Below are 20,964 nucleotides of genomic sequence, written 5' to 3' on the forward strand. Positions count from 1 at the left end.
CCAATACGAGTGTACTCAAAAAATATATGTGTTGTAAAATGTAAGGGGAGGGAGAAGGGATGGCTAAGACTTTTGACGAGATTAACGAAAAAATCAAAGACGGTAAGGTGGTTGTGCTGACTGCTGAAGAGTTCAAAGACCTGGTCGAAGAAAAGGGAGTTGCTCAGGCGGCAAAAGAAGTGGATGTGGTTACTACAGGGACGTTCAGCCCTATGTGTTCCAGCGGAGCTTTCATCAACTTTGGCCATTCAGACCCCCCTATTCGCATGAATAGGATATGGCTCAACGATGTGCCAGCCTATGGGGGATTGGCTGCGGTAGACACATATATAGGCGCTACCGAGCTGTCTGAGACGCAAGGTTTTGAATATGGTGGAGCGCACGTGATACAGGATTTAATAGATGGAAAGAAGATCAAACTACGTGCAGAGTCATATGGAACGGACTGTTATCCAAGGAAAGAAATAACCACGTACATTACCTTGGATGACTTGAACCAGGCATATTTATTCAATCCCAGGAATGCGTATCAAAATTACAATGCTGCTACCAACTCATCGGATAGAATACTTTACACCTATATGGGTACCCTTTTGCCTCAATACGGGAATGTGACTTATTGTACATCGGGGGAGCTGAGCCCATTGCTTAATGACCCTGAACTCAGGACCATAGGTATTGGTACCAGGATATTCATAGGCGGCGCTCAGGGTTATGTCGCGTGGGAAGGTACGCAGTTTGTGAGAAATAAAGAAGTAATTAGGGATGGAGTTATTCAGTATTCAGGAGCCACCCTCGCGGTTATAGGGGATATGAAGCAGATGAGCAGTCGGTTTATAAGGGCAGCCAGCTATGAAAAATACGGTACTACCCTGTTTGTAGGGGTCGGCATTCCCATTCCGGTTTTAGATGAGGATATGGCAAAATTTTTAGCGGTACGCAATCGTGACATTTATACGCAGGTTGTAGACTACAGCGTACCCAGCCGTTCTAGACCCGTGTTGCGCAAAGTTAGCTATGAAGAGCTACGAAGTGGTATGATTGAGCTCAATGGCAAGAAAGTACCCACAGCGCCGCTGTCCAGCCTGAGAAAGGCGAGAGAGATTGCGCAGGTACTCAAGGAAATGATATTAAAAGGCGAGTTTTTACTGCAGGAACCTATACAGAAATTGCCTGAAGATCGGCGCTTTAATCCTTTGAAAGAAAGGGAGGTGAAGTAAGTGCAGTTGCAGAAGATAAAGCTGTTTATGTATTTTCCTCCTGAGAAGACCGACAAGCCCATAACCTATCGCCTGGTCAAGGATTATGACCTCATGTTCAATATCCTGCAGGCTCAGATACAGCCCAACAAAAAAGGAAGGCTGATGGCTGAGCTTGAAGGCACTGCGGAAAACATAGAAAAGGGATTGCAGTATTTAAAGGACCAGGGGGTACAGTATAGAATATTTAATAAGAATATAATTTGGCATGAGGAAAAGTGTGTCCACTGTGGTGCCTGCACCGCTGTCTGCCCGTCTAGGGCTTTGAGCATGGATAGAAATGAGTGGAAGCTGACCTTTGACCACAGCAAATGTCTCATCTGCGAGTTGTGCGTCAAAGCTTGTCCTCTAAATGCCATGGATGTAAATATTTTTCTGTAAAATTTTGTTTTGTATGGTTTTTAAATAGAAGTGGTTGTTATGGCGGAAAAAAGGTTTTATAGAGAGTTATACAGAGCAAGAGATCTGGTGTATTTCAATGTAAAGATAGAACAGACCGATCTCGATATTGGTGCACATTCAATGCTACGTCAGGAGGCCCTACAGCTGGTCAAAAAATATAGGAAGGATATTGAAGATTACATCAGAAAGGATAGCAAATTTTTAATTTCGCTGGTGCCGATTAAATGTTTGCCGGATGCACCGGCGATAGTGCGGCGGATGTGTGATGCTGCGCAAAAGGCCGGCGTAGGGCCCATGGCAGCGGTTGCAGGTGCCATAAGTGAATTTGTTGGGATGGAGCTGTTGCAATACTCGCCTGAGGTAATTGTGGAAAACGGAGGGGATATCTTTCTCAAAAGCTGCCGCGAAAGGGTCATAGCCATATTTGCAGGCGCTTCTCCTTTGAGCCAAAAGATCGGCTTAAAAATTTCTGCCAAAGACACACCAATAGGCGTTTGTACCTCGTCGGGCAAGATAGGGCACTCTTTGAGCTTCGGTAAGGCCGATGCAGTTGTCATATTGTCCCATGATACTGCGCTGGCTGATGCAGCCGCCACAGCTGTAGGGAATATTGTGAAGGCTCCGCATGATATTGAAAAGGGAATTCATCTTGCCAGGCGGATTGAGGGGGTTTTGGGTACGGTCATAATCGTGGATGACAAGATGGGTGCATGGGGAAATGTGCATCTGGTAAAACTTTGAAGAAAGTGCCGAGATTTCTACAATAGCTATAAAGTGAAGTCATTGGGTAGCATAAAATCTGAATTTCTGTTTATAAAAATTATTGTTTGACTTTTTAAGCTGTTTATTTTATAATTATAAATGTTCTAGGAAAAGAGAGATGCGCACCCGTAGCTCAGGAGGATAGAGCACCGGTTTCCTAAACCGGGTGTCGGGGGTTCAAATCCCTCCGGGTGTACCAAAAAAGGCCGGAAAATCAGGCTTTCCGGCCTTTGATTTTTTATGCTGACTTTAAAACTATTTTTCGCGTTGTCATGCAAAAATTTTTTTGTGAATGGTTATTTTGAGGTATAAAAATAATTGCTATAAGAGAAGAAATTTGTTATTCTTTTTACTAGAAGAGGGTTTTCTTACGCTATCAAAAAGTATGATTTTTATTTAATCCCTCGCATATAATCTAGAGGGGGGTGGAGAAATTGAATATTATAATACTTTTTATAATCGGCTGCATTTCAGGTTTTGTTCTGTTTACAAAAGTGTGTCTTACAAACGATGATGTATTTTTCATAAAAAAACACAAAGTTTCGGTTATAATCCCGGCACGTAACGAAGAAAAAAATTTGCCTTTTTTGCTTGAATCACTAAAAAAACAAACTTATAAACCGGATGAAATCGTTGTGGTTGACGATTTTTCGTCGGATAAAACGGGAGAAATCGCCAGGCGGTATGGTGTCAAGGTTATACAAAATCCTCCACTTCCAGCTGGTTGGACGGGTAAGAATTGGGCTGTGTGGAATGGTTTTTTAAATTCAACTGGGGATATTCTGGTGTTCCTTGATGCCGATATGCGATTAGCTCCAAGGGCTTTAGAAGTCCTTATTAAGACTAGAGAGAAGTGTGCTGGGGCTATTTCCGTTGTTCCCTATCATAGACCAGAAAGATTTTATGAGAAACTCTCGCTTATACCTTATCTATTAGGCGTGCTCGCTTTTACCTCTCCTTTTGAAAGGAAAAATCCAGTAAAAAGTTTATATGGGTCTTGTATTGTGGTGTCTAGAGAGGATTATGAAAAGATCAACGGCCATTATAGCGTTAGAGATGAAGTAATGGATGATATGACTCTAGGTAAGAGGTTTTCACAAGCCGGCATTAACGTTGAAAATTTCATAGGATATGACCTAGTGTATTTTAGAATGTATCCTAACGGCATAAGAAGCGAAATAGAGGGGTTTAGCAAGAGTGCCGTACTAGGGATGATTAATCTCAGCCGTTCCACGGTAGCATTAATTGCGCTGTGGTTTATAGGAGTTTTCTTAGCTGAGTTTGTAACACCCCTCTTGATATTGACGAGGCATCCATTGATATGGCCTTTTTTAGTAGGGTATATTATGTACACCCTTCAAATCGTGTATTTTTTGAAATATGTAGGAGATTATGGTAAGATTATACCTATACTACATTTTTTATCAACAGTGTTTTTCGTTGCCATAATGATTTATTCTACGTATCAGGTTTCTTTCAAAGGGTGTGTCTATTGGAAAGGAAGGCAGATTCAGGTTAGAAGTAGGAGGGGTTTATGACTGTATTTTACTTCATTATGGAATTTTTATGTGGGTCGCTCATGTTTTCTTACTGGCTTGGCCTTGCTGCTAAAAAGGATTTGAGAAAGGTGGGAGATGGTAATCCAGGGGCATTTAACCTATGGTTGGCTGCAGGGTTTAAACTGGGCTTGCTGGGGGTATTGTTGGATTTCTTAAAAGGTTATTTCCCTCTGGTGGTACTGGTACAACGCCAACTGATTGCCGATCTGTCCATAGCCGCTGTGGCTTTTGCGCCGATTTTGGGGCATGCCTTCTCGCCTTTTCTTAAGGGCAGGGGTGGCAAAGCCATAGCCGTAAGTTTCGGTGTATGGAGTGCTGTTACTCAATTTAGAGTTTCTCTAGTTTATGCAGTAATACTTGCTATTCTTTACGTCATAGCGAGAATGGTGTACAGGGGTGAGAGTACACCTACTGAAACCGATGGTTTTATGGTGGTATTCGGTATGTGGATGTTGGGCTTTTACCTCTTTGTTAGGGCTTTTCCTTATTATCTGCTACTGTTGTGGCTTGAGAATTCCCTTCTTATGACGTATAGAAATAAAGCCAAGCTGCAGGTCTTTTTTAGGGATATATATAATAAGTATTGGAACCGCGACACTACTAACACCACCATTGGCATGTAAAAATTTAAACAGGTCCTGTATTGCGCGATTTTTTTAAAAATTGTTATTTAGAATGAGATAATTTAATATAATTGGCATAAATGATTCAAAATTGGTGTTGGCGGTTTTTGACAATAAAAGTGAAAAAATTTACACTCTACTCTAGGTTTATTAGCACTCACAATTGTCGAGTGCTAATAAAATTAAAATTGTTCTAAAAATTAAGCCGGTAACCAGCCATTTTAAAGTTTTTTCAGTTTCTGTACAGGCATGTGTTAAAGCACTTTTACAGGCATTCATAGGTGATCAAATCCATCCACGAAAATATACTGATGATATTAAAAATTTTATCGAGAAATTCTAAAGTCGTATTGCTTTCTTCAAATTGTTTGATTTTGTATCAACAATTTTGAAGGGGGGATGCGACTTTATGAAGGCATTATTTCTTGTGGGAGGAATGGGGACAAGGTTGAGACCTTTGACCAATAAGATACCGAAACCTATGGTACCTATTATGGGCAAACCATTACTTGAAAGGAGTATACTTAACCTTAAAAATATTGGGATAAATGAGGTTGTATTGAGCACTTGCTATAGAGCCCAGCATATTCAAAAACACTTCGGTGATGGGCAAAGGTTTGGTATGAGAATTTATCATGTTAGAGAAGATATACCGCTTGGGACTGGTGGAGCAATAAAAAATACTGAAAAGTACTTTGATGATACATTTTTAATATTCAATTCGGATATTTTAAGCGATATAAACTTAAAAGAGCTTGTAGAATATCACAAGAAAAAAGCGGCTGATGTTACCATTGCCGTGACACAAGTCGATAATCCGTCAATGTATGGGGTTATAGAATATGATGAGAATGATTATGCTGTATCCTTTAGGGAAAAGCCACAGCCTGAAGAGGTTACTTCTAATTTTGTAAATGCGGGAGTGTATGTATTTGAGCCCAAAGTTTTAAAGGAGATACCTGGAGGACGGGTGGTATCGGTTGAAAGGGAAGTATTTCCTAAACTTCTTGAAAAAGGTTATAAGATTGCTGTATATAAAGGATGCTCTTATTGGATAGATATAGGCACTCCTGAGAAGTATCTGCAGGCCCATATGGACATAATGGCGGGCAAATGTAGGATAAGCGGATTGGATTTTTCGGATAAAGGAGTATATAGAGGACCTGGTTCTAGCATACACGGTTCTGTCAAAATACAGGGGCCTGTATATATAGGTGCTAATGTAAAGATTGAGGAGAATGCGATTATAGGGCCTAATGCTATTATAGGAAACAATGTGCATGTAGGTCAGGGAGCAAAGATTATAGGAAGCGTCATATGGGATGATGTGGTGGTGGAAAGCGGAGCCAAGCTGGTCAATACTATTGTGGCCTCCAATTGCAGGATAAAACAAGGATGTGAACATTACAGGACTGTATATGCGGAGGAAGATAGTCGACTCATGGCAATATAAATATTTTTCATGAGCGGTCAGTTTGTGGGATAAAGCTTGGATTTCGGTTTATAAAATCTAGTAGGGAAGGGGAGTGGTGAAGGATGATGCTCAATAGAGCCAGGAATGTCGTATTTGTAAGTACTTATCCACCTAGGGAGTGTGGTTTGGCTACTTTCACTCAGGATTTGGTAAACGAGTTGGAGGATATAAAACTTGTAAATAAGCCAAAGGTTATTGCCATAAGCAATGGGTATTATCAATATGATGACAGGGTCATAATGGAGATTTACCAATATGAGAGGGACAGCTATATAAAGGCTGCCAAGCAGCTTAATGAAACTGATACGGAGCTTGTGGTCATTGAACATGAATATGGGATATTTGGTGGCGATTGGGGAGATTACATCTTTGATTTTACGGATAATCTTAATATACCGTTTATAACCACTTTGCATACTGTCCTCCTTGAACCTTCTAATAAGCAAAAGGAGATTATAAAAATTTTGGCGGAAAAGAGTCAAAAAGTTGTGACCATGGCAAACAACACCGTTAAGATTTTAACAGAGGTGTATGGAATAGACCGTGGCAAAATCGAGGTTATACCTCATGGCGTACCCTATAAAATTGTGGAACCAAGAGAGAAGCTCAAAGAGAGGTACGGCTTTAAAGGGAGGCAGATAATTAGCACCTTCGGGCTTATAAGTCCGGGTAAGGGTTTGGAGTATGGTATAGAAGCTATAGCAAAGGTGGCAAAAAAGCACCCAGATGTACTGTATCTCATATTGGGGCAGACACATCCGTGTGTAAAAAAGGAATATGGTGAAAGCTATAGGGAGAAATTGGAGGAATTAGTAAGGCGGTTGGGTGTGGAGACAAATGTATGCTTTGTAAATAAATACCTTACAAAGGATGAGGTCATACAATATTTACAGCTTTCGGATATATACATGACGCCGTATCTTAGTAGGGAGCAGGCAGTGAGTGGTACACTGGCCTATGCAGTGGGGTATGGAAAGGTAATAGTATCTACGCCATATCCATATGCTAAAGAGATGTTGGCAGATGGGAGAGGTATGCTGGCTGAGTTTGCAGATTCTGAATCGTTGGCAAAGTGCATCAATTATATACTGGACCATCCGGAGGTGCAGAGTGAAATGGAGAAAAAGACTCTGGCTCTTGGTAGGACCATGACATGGAAGAATGTCGCAAATCAGTATGCCCGGCTGTTTATGAAAGCCATTGAGGAAGCCCAATTGAAAGGAGATATGTTGGTAGGATGATGCTGTACGATTTGATAAAGATGAAAAATGAGCAGCATATCTTCCGTATGACTGATGATACAGGAATGCTGCAGCATGCCAAGTATGGGGTACCTGATCCTACCAAGGGCTATACCACCGATGACAATGCAAGGGCACTGATCATGGCGGTACTTCTTTATGAGCAAAGGCCAGTAAAAAGGTACGAAAATCTTATCTACCGGTATACCAGCTTTTTGCTTAATGCGCAGAATGAGGATGGATGGTTCAAAAACTTCATGGGTTATGACAGGAGGTTTGCGGAAGAAAGGGGTTCTGAAGATTGTTTTGGGAGATGTTTATGGGCGCTGGGATTTACTATATCCAATCAACATGTGCCTGTAAACATACGGCGTGTTGCTAAGTACATTTTGGGTAAATCTCTTCCCAATTGTGACAAGCTGCTCTCTATTAGAGGTAAGGCCTATTCAATTATAGGGCTGAGTTTTTTGGATGATGACCATGCCAGAGGAATAATAAGTAATCTTGCTGCTTCTTTGGCAGAGGAGTATTATAAACACTGCCGAGAAAATTGGAAGTGGTTTGAAGACGTGCTTACTTATAGCAATGCTGTGTTACCGTGGGCTATGCTGGCGGCTTTTCAGACAACGCAGGAAGAGAGTTTCAAAGATATAGGTTTAGAAAGTTTGGGATTTTTGGAAAAACAAACTTTTAAAAAGGGTTATTTCAAACCCATTGGATGCAATGGTTGGTTTAAAAAGGGAAGTAATCCGGCTGAGTTTGACGAACAACCCGTTGAGGCTTGTGAAATGTTGCTTGCTTATCTTAAAGCATATGAAATAACAGAAAAAGATGAGTATCTTGAAAAGGCGAAAAAGTGCTGCAGGTGGTATACGGGGTATAACTCCAAGGGAGTTAGCCTTATTGATCCAGAAACAGGTGGATGTTATGACGGCATTACAAGGGAAGGTGTAAACCTGAATCAGGGAGCGGAAAGTCTTATATCTTACTATATTGCCGTACTTAGTATGGAAAGGTTTTGCAGCAGTTCGGCTGAAAAGTATTATTATCTTTCAAAATGGGCATAATTGTTGTAAAAACACCTGGCACCCATGCCAGGTGAAAAATTTATTGAACAAAGGCATTTGCGGTTGACCACGATGGGAGTGGTGTCGGTGGGCAAATGTCTTTTGAGTATCGATTGGGATTACTTTATATGTTCCAAGGCGAGTGAATATTCCTATATAGAAAATTCAAAAAGTATACTGGATGCGTGGTATAAGCGCTATTTTATATTTAGAAAGCAAGGAAAAGACCTTCAACGTTTATACAGTCTGTCTCCTGAGATAAGGGATTTTTGGATGAAAGTTAAACAAAAATTTGCCATTGAGCCCAAAGTAAAAGTTTATATATCTGACTCTCATGTTATTTCATATAAAGTTGCTAAAGAGAGTAGGTGCTCTGAAGTCTACTTGTTTGATGCCCACGCTGACCTAGGGTATGGGGGATTGGCTTCGCTAAATTTTGAGTTAAACTGTGCCAATTGGCTGGGAAAACTTTTGAAAGAGAAAATCATCCAGAGAGCAAATATTATATATAGCCCTTATGCGTTTGAAAAGCCTCATGATTTTAGGGAAATCAATGCAATATATGATGTAAAATATCTCCGGTGGGAAAATATTCCTACGGGCATTGAGGTAGTTGCAGTTCATATATGCAGATCGGGAGCTTGGACTCCTCCATGGTATGATGCCAACTTCTTAAACTTTATCCAGGATTCCGGGTTGTCCAACATAGAGTTTATAGACTTTAAGGTAAGAAATTGGAATACCAGAGATATAAATCTGTCGCAGCAGATCAAATATATGTTGGCGTGAAATATTTAGATTAACCACAAGTAAACAGAAAAATAAATTTTAAGCGGCATTTGCTATTGCATTAGATTGGAAAAGTGTTTTACAATTAAAATAAAGAAACGGCTTTTGTAGATTATTTTAAACATATTGCTAACGCTAAAAGGGTTATCTGAGGGGTGGTTGTCAATACATGAAAATTAGGAGGGGGATGGAAAATGAGAGAATTATTCCCAAGAACAAATGTGGGGGGCGTATCGCTTTCCAGAATGATCATTGGTACAAATTGGATTCTGGGGTACAGCCACACCAGTTTGGCAGCCGATAATTTAATCAGGCATAGAAATAGTTCGCCGCACGTTATAGCTGACATGCTTGAAGTGTTCCTTGAAGCAGGCGTAGATACCATTATGGGGCCGTTTGTCGATAATCCCCATCTTGTAGAAGCTGTAAAGCTTGCTGAAGACCGTACTGGTAAAGGGATGATAATAATTGATACACCTATAATTAATGTGGATGATAATGCAGAGGCGCGTAAGGAAGCTGAAAGAGTAATTGCAAATAGTAAAAAATTGGGTGCCACATTATGCCTTCCGCATCATACTTCGGTGGAGCAGCTGGTCAACAAAAATAGAAAAACTATTGAAAGGCTGCCGGATTACCTTAAGATGATACGCGATCACGATATGATACCTGGGCTTTCCTGTCACATGCCTGAACTCGTTATTTACTCTGACCTTAATGAATATGACGTGGAGACTTATATACAGATTTACAACTGCATGGGCTTTTTAATGCAGGTAGAGATTGAATACATACATAAGGTGATATGGAATGCTAAAAAACCGGTTATAACAATAAAGCCCATGGCGGCTGGGCGTGTAAGTCCTTTTGTAGGGTTGACTTTTGTGTGGCATACAATTCGTCCCTGTGACATGGTGACGGTTGGTTGTTTGACGCCGGATGAGGCTGCTGAGGATATAGAGATATCGCTGGCGGCGCTACAAGGTCGTCCGCCCGAATTGAAAGGCCGCAGCAGTCCTAAAAAGACGGAAATAATGAGGGATTAATCATGTTGCAAAAAGAATTTTGAGCTTAGGTTTTTTCATAAGCTTTTTTCTTTTTATTTTACTTTTAAGACTTGTGCATACAAGTAATGTGGTAGTATAATGATACTGGAAGTCAATAATTGTTCAAAGGGGAGGGTGACTTTATTATGGTGAACATTCCGAAGGTAAGATTGGGCATTGTAGCAGTAAGCAGAGACTGCTTTCCGGTGCAGCTCAGCCAGTCAAGGAGAAAAGCAGTGGTTGAAGCATGTGGTCGAAAAGGCGTCACCATCACGGAGATTCAAACGGTAGTAGAGAATGAGAAAGATGTGCTTAAGGCTTTGGATGAGCTTAAAGCTGCTAATGTGAATGCGCTGGTGGTATACTTGGGCAACTTTGGCCCAGAAGGCCCTGAGACCATGCTGGCTCAGAAGTTTGGTGGCCCTTCTATGTTTGTAGCTGCGGCCGAGGAGACCGAGAACAATTTGATTGACGGGCGTGGGGATGCCTATTGTGGAATGCTCAATGCCTCATACAATCTGGGGTTGCGTAAGCTTAATCCTTATATTCCTGAATACCCCGTTGGTACGCCCGATGAAGTTGCGGATATGATTTCGGAATTTGTGGATATTGCCAGAGTGATATTGGGTCTGTCAAAGCTTAAAATTTTTACTTTTGGGCCAAGGCCACAGGATTTCTTGGCTTGCAATGCTCCCATAAAGCCGCTGTATGACCTGGGCATTGAAATCATGGAGAACTCTGAGCTTGACTTGTTTGAGTCCTTTAACCTGCACGCAAATGACCCTCGGATACCGTCGGTCATCAGGGATATGGAGCAAGAGCTGGGTGAAGGCAACAAGTTCCCTGGCATTCTTCCTAAGCTGGCGCAGTATGAGCTGACCTTGCTGGACTGGATGGAAAAGCATATTGGCGCCTCGGAGTATGCTATATTTGCCAACAAGTGCTGGCCGGCATTCCAGACACAGTTTGGCTTTGTTCCGTGCTATGTCAACTCTAGGTTGGCCTCTCGTGGTATTCCGGTATCATGTGAAGTAGATGTATATGGGGCACTGAGTGAATACATCATTACATGTGTTACAGGCATGCCGGCGACCCTTCTTGATATAAACAATACCGTTCCCAGAGACATGTATGAGAACAACAGGGATAAATTTGGCGATTACAAGCTAAGCGATCTGTTTATGGGGTTCCATTGCGGCAATACGCCCAAGTGTCATTTGAAAGATGGAGCCATGAAATATCAGCTTATCATGCACAGGCTTCTGGAACCGGATAGAGAACCAGATATAACCAGAGGTACTCTGGAGGGGACCATAAAGCCAGGGGATATCACGTTGTTTAGGCTGCAAGGTACGGCTGATTGCAAGCTAAGGAGCTATGTAGCAGAAGGCGAGGTTATAGACGTTGATCCCAAATCATTTGGTGGCATAGGGGTATTTGCTGTAAAGGAGATGGCGAGATTCTACAGGTATGTCTTGATCGCCAAGAGGTATCCGCATCACACTGGCGTTGCTTTCAAGCATGTAGGCAAGGCACTGTTTGCGGCCATGAAGATGCTGGGTATCGAGGAAGTGGACTTCAACCAACCGGCTAATATGCTGTACAAGGATGAGAATCCGTTTAAATAAATTAAAATGTGGAGCAGGTGTAGAACTTTGTTTGAAGGCAACGAAAAGCCCAAGTATCAGCGCTTAAAAAAGTATATAATAGAGACGATACAACACAAGCAGCTAAAATTTGGTGACAGGATTTTCTCTGAAAATGAGCTGGCCAAAAAGTTTAACATCAGCAGGCACACTGTAAGGCAGGCCATTGGAGAGCTGGTAAATGAAGGATGGGTTTATAGGGTACACGGTAAAGGCACGTTTGTAGGTAATGGCCCCTGTGGAAGGGAGGAGAAGACGCATACCATAGGGGTCATTACCACCTATCTCAATGATTATATATTTCCTTCCATTGTTCGTGGCATTGACAGCGTATTGTTAGCTCAAGGATATAACATGTTGCTAAGCTGCACATACAATCAGCATCAAATGGAGCGTTTATGCCTTGAAAACTTGAGAAATCATCCTATTGCGGGATTGATAGTAGAGCCTACCAAAAGCGCCCTGCCTAACCCTAATCTGGATTTATACCAGGAGTTAAGACAAAAGAATATTCCCATATTGTTTATTCATGGTTGCTACAATGATTTTGATTGTTCTTACGTTGTAGAAGATGATATCTGGGCTGGCTATATAGCTACCAAGCATCTGATTGAGCTGGGGCATACCAAAATTGGCGGGATATTTAAGAAAGACGATATTCAGGGTCATTACAGGTTTGCTGGGTTTAAAAAGGCTCTTGAAGAAACCGGACTTGAGGTTGTATCTTCAAGGGTGTTGTGGTTTGACACGGAAGACGCGATAGATTTTGAAAGCTGTATGCTACAGCCCTTGATGCATCTGCTACAGGGATGTTCCGGTATTGTGTGTTATAATGACCAGGTGGCTATTAAGGTAATTGATGTATTGAGGGGAATGAATTTGAGCGTTCCTGAAGATATTTCCCTCGTTAGCTTTGACGATTCGCAGCTTGCCGTGGCTTCCGAAGTGAAGCTCACTACTGTGGCGCATCCTCAGGAAGAATTGGGGCAGCAGGCCGCGACAGCCTTGCTTGATATGATACAAGGTAAACAAAAGCGGATCAACATTAAAATGCGGCCTGAACTGGTTATAAGGGGAAGCGCTAAAAAAATAAGCGAAAGGGAGGAGATTTAATGTGGGCAAGAAGTATACGATAGGAGTGGATTTTGGGACACAGTCTGGGCGAGCAGTACTTGTTGAAGTTGATACAGGAAGGGAGGTAGCCACTGCAGTCAAGGAATATCCTCATGGTGTTATGGATGAGTACTTACCCGATGGGAAGACCAAGCTGGAGCCCGATTGGGCGCTTCAGCATCCGCAGGATTACCTTGACGTGCTGGCTGAAACCATACCGGCTGTATTGAAAGAAGCAGGTGTATCCAGCGAAGACGTAATTGGGGTAGGAATTGATTTTACGGCATGTACCATGCTACCTATTGATAAGGATGGGACTCCGCTGTGCTTTTATGATGAGTACAAGTCGCATCCCCATGCCTATGTTAAGCTGTGGAAGCATCATGCTGCGCAGGATGAAGCCAATCGTTTGAACCAGATTGCCGCCGAACGAGGAGAAGAATTTTTACAGAGGTACGGCGGGAAAATCTCCTCCGAATGGTTATTTCCCAAGATATGGCAGATACTTAATGAGGCACCAGAGATATACGAGAGGGCTGCTAAGTTTATTGAAGCGGCTGACTGGATAGTACTTCAGCTGACCGGCCAGGAGAAGCGCAACAGCTGTACCGCAGGCTATAAGGCTATATGGCATAAGAGAAAAGGATATCCATCTAAAGAATTTTTCAGAGCCCTGGATCCTAGACTTGAGAATGTGGTGGATGAGAAGCTCAGTAGGGATATATATCCAATAGGCACGAAAGCCGGGGAGATAACCGAAAAGGCGGCGCACCTTACCGGTCTAAAACCGGGTACGGCTGTTGCTGTGGGCAATGTGGATGCTCATGTTGCAGTGCCCGCTGTTGGCATTACCGAGGAAGGAAAAATGCTGATGATCATGGGCACTTCCACATGTCATATGCTGCTCAGCAAGGAAGAAAAGATGGTACCCGGTATCTGTGGCGTTGTGGAGGATGGAATCATTCCTGGCTATATGGGCTATGAAGCCGGACAGTCGTGCGTAGGGGACCACTTTGAATGGTTTGTCAAGAACTGTGTTCCGCCGGCATATGTCCAGGAAGCCAAAGAAAGGGGCATAAGCGTTTATAAATTGCTGGCAGAAAAGGCGCAAAAGCTAGCGGTAGGCGAAAGCGGACTTGTGGCCCTTGACTGGTGGAACGGTAACCGCTCTGTGCTGGTGGATGTGGACCTTACGGGAGTGATCGTGGGATGCACCCTTCTTACAAAGCCCGAGGAAATCTACAGGGCGCTTATAGAGGCCACTGCCTATGGGACCAGGATGATTATAGAAACGTTTGAAGAGCACGGCATCCCCATTTATGAGCTTTATGCCGCTGGTGGGATTGCCGAAAAAGATCCATTTATGATGCAGATATATGCCGATGTAACCAATAGGGAGATAAGGATATCGGGTTCACCGCAGGCTCCTGCTCTTGGTTCTGCTATGTTTGGCGCGGTGGCGGCAGGGAAAGAGCGGGGTGGCTATGACTCTATAGTAGAGGCAGCAAAGGTGATGGCAAAGGTGAGGGATACGGTGTACAGACCCATACCCGAGAACGTTAGGATGTACGATAGACTCTATGCTGAGTACAAGATATTGCATGATTATTTTGGTAGGGGAGCCAATGATGTTATGAAACGGCTCAAAGAGATAAGAAGGCAGGCTACTGTTGCTAAGTAAGTTCTGATGCTCAATTTGTGCACTGGAGGGCTAAGGCGGTGAATAAAAGCTTAAACAGTCTAAACAGTGTGGCAATAGTATCTGATTTCGATGGAACTATTACTGACGTTGATACAAATGATTTGATTTATTTTACATTTGGAGGGCGGCCTAGTTATGAGGTTGAGGAGTTGATTGCCCAGGGCAAGCTGGGCGTCAAAGAAGGTGCCCTCCAACATTTTAAGAGAATTCATCTTACTGAGCAGGAATTTTTAAGCTTCATATTTAAAAATGCCCGCTTGGATGAAGGTTTTAAAGACTTTTGTAAACTGTTAAATAAAAAAGGCATTCCGCTTATCATAGTAAGTGGGGGCTATATCAACACAATTTCGAGTTTTTTAGAAAAGGAAGGCATCGACAGGACTAATATAAGGATTTATGCCAACCGTTTGAAGTTTAACGGATGCCATATAGAAGTCGTTTTTTTTGATGACAAGGACGAATGCGAGAGTGGATTGGGTCCTTGCGGTAACTGTAAGTTGAAGCGTTTGAGGGAGCTTAAGAAGCGGTATTACCATATAATTTTTATCGGCGACGGAACGACTGACAGGTGTGCGGCCCGTGAGGCGGACCTAGTGTTTGCAAAAGGCCGCCTAAAGGATTATTGTGCGGAACAGGGGATTCAGTATGTGCCGTTCGACAGTTTTTATGATATTATACAAGCAATGTTTAAAAACCACTTTAAGAGGGATTAGGTATGTTTAATTTACGGTATGGCTTGGCGGATGAAAGTTATAAGCAATGCTATGGAGTTGACAACATAGGCTGGAACCCAGAGATTTTTAGAGATATCGGATATTATGTATTGTTAAAAGGAGAGTAAAGTGATTTGGAGGAGGTGTTGTGAATGACGCCTAAGGAAAGGGCAGTGGCTGCCCTAACTTTGAAAGTGCCTGATATGGTGCCGACTTTTGAGCTGGAGTTCCAACTAGAGGAGGAGATGTTTGGTCGAAAGTTCATCACAGAGGACCTTACTAAAGAGGGGTTGGCCAAGCTATCGTGGAAGGAAAAGGAAAAGAGGATATATGAGCTTGCCGAATATATGGTAGAAGTATACAGTACTCTTGAATACTCCAGTATACCAGGTTTTGTGCTGGGAGATGCCACAGAGTTTTGGAATGAAGGAGGACCTTTGCCTGAGGAGACAAAATTGCTCATCAAATATCTTCGGGAACTAGTGGACGATGATTATATGATCCATTACCATGGTGATGGTACATTTGCGATACCCGATGGAAATGAGATGTACGAGTTTGCATATGCTATTGCAGATAATCGAGAGGCTGTTAAGGAAAGGGCTGCCCAAATGGCTGAAAGGGCTATTAAAAGAAACAAACGGTTAGCCGAAGCGGGAGTAGACTGTTTGATATTGTGTTCTGATTATTGTTATAATAGCGGGCCATTCCTTTCGCCAGCTATGTTTGAAGAATTTATCCAGCCTTATCTTTATAAGATCATCGATGAAGCACGTAAACTTGGGCTTTACACCATTAAACATACAGATGGGAATATCATGCCTATACTTGATCAATTGGTCGAGTGCAGGCCACATGCACTTCATTCATTAGATCCCCAGGCGGGGGTGGATATTAAAGTAGTTAAAGAGCTTGTAGGAGATAAGGTTTGTTTATGCGGCAACGTAAATTGTGCCTTGATGCAAACCGGCACTGATGAGGAAGTTATACAGAGTGCGGAATATGCTATTATGCACGGTAAACCGGGCGGCGGATATATTTTCTGTACCAGCAATGTGCCTTTTAAGGGATTGCCGCCTGAGAGATATAGGTTGATTTTAGATGTATGGAAGAGGTTGAGAGAGTATTGAGATAGATTATCATCAGCTTTAGATTTTTTTGTTTTAAATCAAGGATAGAAGTTTATATATAATGGTTGTTGCTAGTTCATACGAATAACCTCTTTTATTTTAATAGACACTAATGTTTGTTAAAATAAAAGGAGGGGATAGTATGAGAGTAGCAACGCTTACAGCTTTACCAAGGAATGAGAAGGGAAAGAAAGCAAGGCGGGAGGGTTTTATCCCTGGCGTTGTTTATGGTAGGGAGATCAAGAGCCTATCAGTCAAGTTTATAAAGCGCGATTTTTTGAAGGTTTTAAAGGAATATGGAGAGAGGCCGAGGGTTAAGCTTTTATTAGATAATCAAGAGAGGATGGCACTGGTTAAAGATATAGATAAAGAACCAATTACCGGGGAGATACTTCATGTGGACTTACAGCTTGTGGCTGCAGGGCAAAAGATTACCTGTGATATACCCATTAAGTTTATCGGACGCGAAAAATTGAAGTCAAAAGGGTTGATACTTCAGGTTAACATAGACAGCATAAATGTTACCGGTGAAGCTTCTATCATTCCCGAACATTTTGTAGTGGACGTGGGCGATAAAAATGAGGGTGACGCTGTGACAATCCAGGACCTCAATATCCACCCTGAGATACAAATTACCGATCCGCCCGAAGATGCCATAGCAGTTGTAACTGCTGCTGAAGAGGAAGCTTCTGAGGAAGGTAAAGAATCTGAAGACGGTTCTAGATAAGAGAGCAGCGCTCAGATTGAGCGTTGCTCTTTTTCTTGTTAGGTTTATCATATACACTCAATATCTCGCATATAATACCAGCGAACAATATTCGGTTTGAGGTGGAGGGAGTATTTGTGAAATCAAGACCAAATACTAGATGTATGTTTGCTGGTGGGAATACGCCCGAAGGTTTTGTAAATTACTTTGGAGAGATATTGGAGTACAATACAAACAGAGTATTTATAATAAAAGGCGGGCCAGGAGTGGGTAAATCTACTTTCATGAAGAAGATCGGTCAGGATCTGCTAGAGAAAGGGTACGACCTTGAATATTTTTACTGTTCTTCGGATCCCTATTCCCTTGATGCAGTGGCGGTACCGCAGTTAAAAGTGGCCATAATGGATGGAACGGCTCCTCATGTCATAGACCCTAGCTATCCGGGAGCTGTTGAGGAAATTATTTATTTTGGTGAGTACTGGGATAATGAGGCGTTGATTGCAAACAAGGGGCACATAATGGAGTACACAAATCAAATAAAAGGTCTCTTTAATACTGCATACAGTCAGCTTAAAGAGGCTAAAGTGGCTTATGATGAGTGGAAGAGCTATGTGCAAAGTTGTTTGAATAGGGCTGAATATCAACGGCAGGCTGATCTGTTTATTGGGAGAGTGTTTAAAAGATTCGATGCTTTAGGCAAGAAAAGTAGAGCAAGGCATTATTTTGCTTGCGCAATTACTCCTTCTGGTATAAAGGATTATGCTGATACACTGCTCAAACCTGGCATGGATGTATATCCCATTTATGGCGGTCCAGGTTCGGGAGCCAAAGAATTGTTGATGAGGATTGCACATATAGCTGAATGGCAGGGATTTTTTACTGAAAGGTCGCACTGCCCAATAGAACCTGATCATTTGGACATGGTGATCATACCTGAACTTAATGCTGCTCTCCTAAATATATGGGAGCCTTTTCGGAATACTGTCCCTAAAGGAGAGGGCATAAATCTGAAGGAGGGTATAGACCTCTCGCTTTGTATTGATGAGGCAAAACTGGGCGAAGAAGGCAGAAAGGCATTATTGGATAGTCGTAGAAGGTTTTTGGATCTCCTAAATAAAGCTATAAATAATATCGCACAAGCGAAAGTCATCCACGACCAACTGGAAAGCTATTACATTTCTGCTATGGATTTTGAAAAGATCGAACGGATCCGCCAACAAATCGTTCAACGCATGTTAAAATATGAAAATAGCTAGTAAAGCTCTTAATTTTTCACAATTTTTAAGTTTATTTTTTATAATGCTTTTCTATGGTATCCCCGCTGGCAATGTGGTATAATATAACCAAACCCTAACAAAAATTACGGGAGGCGGTCAACATGATACATTTTATCATTGGCCCGAAGGGGAGTGGCAAGACCAAGAAGGTGATAGAAATGGCGAATCGGGCCGTAGAAGAGACCAAGGGCAATGTGGTGTTCATCGACGGAGACTATCGGAAGATAACGGGACTGAAGTATCGGATCCGGTTCATTAATGTGAAGGAATTTGGGTTGAAGGACTTAAACATGCTGTACGGTTTTTTGTGCGGTGTCATAGCGGGGGATTACGATATCGAGCATGTTTATGTCGACGGGGTAATCGAGGATTTAGGGGGAGATGTGGAGAGCATTCAGGAGTTTGTGAGGGATGTAAAGAAGCTTTCGGACAAATTCAATATACAGTTTGTAGTCACCATGAGCGGCACTCCCGAAAGCGTACCTGCTTTCCTGAAAGAATATATGCTGGAAGAAGAATGCATAGCATGATAAGGGCTTAAAGAGGAAAACAAGGTATTTTAGCCGAGGGAAAGCCCTTGGCTTTCTTTTTGAGGATGCCTCCCGTATTGATGAGGATAAAAGATTTTTGCCGGCATTACAAATGAGATTGATAAACATATATTGAGCTTTTCCCACAAGGAAGGATAAGGGAAAAGTTTTTTTATTTGACGAGGAGTTTGTAAGGGGGTATAATGAATCAAAAATCCTTATATTACACTGAATGGTAGGAGATGAATATGCTGTACAAAAGCACTCGTGGAGGAAGTAGGAGTTTCTCTTCTATGGAGGTTATCAAACAGGGAATTGCTAGCGATGGAGGATTGTTTATACCAGATGAAATCCCGAGTTTATCCATGGATGATTTCAGAATATTGGTACAACGGGATTACCGTGAAAGGGCTGTGAAGATTCTTTCGTTGTTTTTGGACGATTATTCTCAAGAGGATTTGTCAAGGTGTGTGTATTCGGCTTATAACCTGGAGAAGTTCGATGTGGCTGATATTACTCCGGTTAAAAGGCTTAACGATCAGCTTTATATTTTGGAGCTGTGGCATGGGCCAACTTGTGCATTTAAAGATATGGCTCTTCAGCTTCTTCCCCATTTAATGGTTACGGCCGCAAGGCGGACCGGTGAGAAGGACGATATTGTGATTCTTGTAGCCACATCGGGTGATACCGGGAAGGCAGCGCTGGAAGGATTTAAAGATGTTGCTGGCACACATGTTGTGGTGTTTTACCCCAAGGAAGGCGTAAGCTCCATGCAGCAGCTCCAGATGATAACCCAGGAAGGTAGTAACGTCCATGTAGTGGCTGTAGAGGGAAATTTTGACAGCGCACAGTCTGGCGTTAAGGCCATATTTGCCGATAAACAGTTGGAACAGAGGATGAGGCAAAGAGGGTATCGCTTCTCGTCTGCCAACTCAATAAACTGGGGAAGATTGGTTCCACAGATTGTTTATTATGTGTCTGCATGGCTTGAATTGTTCAAGGATGGAGAGGTATCAGAAGGTCAGCTCATTGATGTGGTTGTGCCCACCGGCAACTTTGGCAATATTCTGGCAGCCTATTACGCCAAAAGGATGGGGGTCCCTATACACCGCCTGATTTGCGCTTCCAATAGAAATAAGGTCCTTACTGATTTTATTAATACAGGCATATACGATCGCAGGAGAGAGTTTTATAAAACCATATCCCCTTCTATGGATATTTTGATATCCAGCAACTTAGAAAGGCTGCTGTTTGAGCTTTCCGGGGGCGATCATCAAAGAGTAAAAACGTGGATGGTCAGTTTGCAGAATGAGGGCCAATACAGGATCGATGATGAAAGTTTGCACAGGCTCCAGGAAATTTTCTGGGGAGGATATGCCGATGATGCTCAGACCCTTGAGGCCATACGCCAGGCGTATCAGGAGTATGGCTATGTTTTGGACCCCCATACAGCGGTAGGTAAATGGGTTTATGATGAATACAAGAAGCAGACGGGCGATAATCACAAGGCAATATTGGCATCGACGGCTAGCCCCTTTAAGTTTCCGCGTGATGTCTTAAAGGCTATAGTGGGGCGGGGTGTGAAAGACCATAGTGACGAATTTGGGTTGCTGGACCTTTTAAGCCGTATATCAAAAATTAATGTTCCTCCAGCCTTATCTAGGTTGAGGGAGAAGGATATTAAACATACAATATCATGCAGCCCGGACCAAATGAAAGATATAGTGGTTAAACTTTTCGGGCTTGACGAGAGGTGTAGAGCATGAGGATAGCTTTAGTTCAACTTAATTCTGTTGTGGGCGATTTAAAGGGAAATGCTTTGAAGGCCATAGAATTCATACAAAAGGCTAGGGATTTAAGGTGTGATTTGGTGGTGTTTCTCGCAGCAACAGGTCTGAGGCATCGGTAGGCTATGCCACGATATA

21 protein-coding genes and 1 tRNA gene are annotated in these 20,964 nt (G+C 42.4%); all 22 read left to right on the forward strand.

All coding sequences use genetic code 11. The annotated features are described in order from the left end of the window. Positions 1-59 precede the first annotated feature (59 nt). The 22 genes from JOD02_RS08710 (at position 60) to JOD02_RS08810 (ending at position 20,948) form a co-directional block, all read left to right on the forward strand. Complete coding sequence (locus JOD02_RS08710; RefSeq protein ID WP_204488789.1) at positions 60-1,220, forward strand: homocysteine biosynthesis protein; 1,161 nt, start codon at positions 60-62, stop codon at positions 1,218-1,220. Further along, on the forward strand, positions 1,221-1,640 hold the full coding sequence (locus JOD02_RS08715; protein WP_341534569.1) for an NIL domain-containing protein: 420 nt from the start codon (positions 1,221-1,223) through the stop codon (positions 1,638-1,640). It begins immediately after the preceding gene. Between the two features lie 39 nt (positions 1,641-1,679). Then, positions 1,680-2,402, forward strand: a complete 723-nt coding sequence (locus JOD02_RS08720) for a UPF0280 family protein (RefSeq protein ID WP_204488791.1) — start codon at positions 1,680-1,682, stop codon at positions 2,400-2,402. A 143-nt stretch (positions 2,403-2,545) separates the two neighbouring features. After that, positions 2,546-2,622, forward strand: a tRNA-Arg gene (locus JOD02_RS08725). A 235-nt stretch (positions 2,623-2,857) separates the two neighbouring features. Further along, on the forward strand, positions 2,858-3,961 hold the full coding sequence (locus JOD02_RS08730) for a glycosyltransferase (RefSeq protein WP_204488792.1): 1,104 nt from the start codon (positions 2,858-2,860) through the stop codon (positions 3,959-3,961). Next, on the forward strand, positions 3,958-4,605 hold the full coding sequence (locus JOD02_RS08735) for a glycerol-3-phosphate acyltransferase (protein ID WP_204488794.1): 648 nt from the start codon (positions 3,958-3,960) through the stop codon (positions 4,603-4,605). The genes JOD02_RS08730 and JOD02_RS08735 overlap by 4 nt, the downstream gene beginning before the upstream one ends. 409 nt (positions 4,606-5,014) lie before the next feature. Continuing rightward, a complete protein-coding gene (locus JOD02_RS08740) occupies positions 5,015-6,058 on the forward strand; it encodes a sugar phosphate nucleotidyltransferase (protein ID WP_204488795.1) in 1,044 nt (347 codons plus the stop codon). Positions 6,059-6,141: 83 nt separating this feature from the next. Further along, on the forward strand, positions 6,142-7,320 hold the full coding sequence (locus tag JOD02_RS08745) for a glycosyltransferase family 4 protein (protein ID WP_204488796.1): 1,179 nt from the start codon (positions 6,142-6,144) through the stop codon (positions 7,318-7,320). Continuing rightward, on the forward strand, positions 7,317-8,387 hold the full coding sequence (locus tag JOD02_RS08750) for a glycosyltransferase (RefSeq protein ID WP_204488797.1): 1,071 nt from the start codon (positions 7,317-7,319) through the stop codon (positions 8,385-8,387). The genes JOD02_RS08745 and JOD02_RS08750 overlap by 4 nt, the downstream gene beginning before the upstream one ends. An 87-nt stretch (positions 8,388-8,474) precedes the next feature. Further along, positions 8,475-9,176 (forward strand): arginase, encoded by a 702-nt coding sequence (locus tag JOD02_RS08755; RefSeq protein WP_204488798.1) that lies wholly within the window; start codon positions 8,475-8,477, stop codon positions 9,174-9,176. A gap of 194 nt (positions 9,177-9,370) precedes the next feature. Beyond that, positions 9,371-10,222: a hypothetical protein gene (locus tag JOD02_RS08760; RefSeq protein WP_204488799.1), complete on the forward strand. Its 852-nt coding sequence runs from the start codon at positions 9,371-9,373 to the stop codon at positions 10,220-10,222. A gap of 146 nt (positions 10,223-10,368) precedes the next feature. Beyond that, on the forward strand, positions 10,369-11,850 hold the full coding sequence (locus tag JOD02_RS08765; RefSeq protein ID WP_204488800.1) for an L-fucose/L-arabinose isomerase family protein: 1,482 nt from the start codon (positions 10,369-10,371) through the stop codon (positions 11,848-11,850). Between the two features lie 27 nt (positions 11,851-11,877). Beyond that, positions 11,878-12,981: a GntR family transcriptional regulator gene (locus JOD02_RS08770; protein WP_243426424.1), complete on the forward strand. Its 1,104-nt coding sequence runs from the start codon at positions 11,878-11,880 to the stop codon at positions 12,979-12,981. 1 nt (position 12,982) lies between these two features. Further along, positions 12,983-14,662 carry a ribulokinase gene (araB, locus tag JOD02_RS08775; RefSeq protein ID WP_204488803.1) on the forward strand — a complete coding sequence of 560 codons (1,680 nt, stop codon included), beginning with the start codon at positions 12,983-12,985 and terminating at the stop codon, positions 14,660-14,662. A gap of 38 nt (positions 14,663-14,700) precedes the next feature. Beyond that, a complete protein-coding gene (locus JOD02_RS08780; RefSeq protein WP_204488805.1) occupies positions 14,701-15,396 on the forward strand; it encodes an MtnX-like HAD-IB family phosphatase in 696 nt (231 codons plus the stop codon). Between the two features lie 2 nt (positions 15,397-15,398). Continuing rightward, the gene (locus JOD02_RS11690) at positions 15,399-15,524 is read left to right on the forward strand and encodes a hypothetical protein (protein ID WP_279380682.1); all 126 of its coding nucleotides are present in this window, start codon (positions 15,399-15,401) and stop codon (positions 15,522-15,524) included. Between the two features lie 24 nt (positions 15,525-15,548). Then, positions 15,549-16,526, forward strand: a complete 978-nt coding sequence (locus JOD02_RS08785; RefSeq protein WP_204488807.1) for a uroporphyrinogen decarboxylase family protein — start codon at positions 15,549-15,551, stop codon at positions 16,524-16,526. Between the two features lie 142 nt (positions 16,527-16,668). Continuing rightward, positions 16,669-17,253, forward strand: a complete 585-nt coding sequence (locus tag JOD02_RS08790; protein ID WP_204488808.1) for a 50S ribosomal protein L25 — start codon at positions 16,669-16,671, stop codon at positions 17,251-17,253. A 116-nt stretch (positions 17,254-17,369) separates the two neighbouring features. Further along, entirely contained in the window at positions 17,370-18,488 is a 1,119-nt protein-coding gene (locus JOD02_RS08795) for a PRK06851 family protein (RefSeq protein WP_204488810.1), read from the forward strand. Between the two features lie 122 nt (positions 18,489-18,610). Continuing rightward, the gene (locus JOD02_RS08800; RefSeq protein WP_204488812.1) at positions 18,611-19,039 is read left to right on the forward strand and encodes a hypothetical protein; all 429 of its coding nucleotides are present in this window, start codon (positions 18,611-18,613) and stop codon (positions 19,037-19,039) included. A 248-nt stretch (positions 19,040-19,287) separates the two neighbouring features. Then, the gene (gene thrC / locus JOD02_RS08805) at positions 19,288-20,805 is read left to right on the forward strand and encodes a threonine synthase (RefSeq protein ID WP_204488814.1); all 1,518 of its coding nucleotides are present in this window, start codon (positions 19,288-19,290) and stop codon (positions 20,803-20,805) included. Beyond that, entirely contained in the window at positions 20,802-20,948 is a 147-nt protein-coding gene (locus JOD02_RS08810) for a nitrilase-related carbon-nitrogen hydrolase (protein ID WP_204488815.1), read from the forward strand. Before thrC ends, JOD02_RS08810 begins: the two co-directional genes overlap by 4 nt. Positions 20,949-20,964: the final 16 nt, after the last annotated feature.

The sequence above is a fragment of the Caldicoprobacter guelmensis genome, from assembly GCF_016908415.1.
GTDB classification, from domain to species: domain Bacteria; phylum Bacillota; class Clostridia; order Caldicoprobacterales; family Caldicoprobacteraceae; genus Caldicoprobacter; species Caldicoprobacter guelmensis.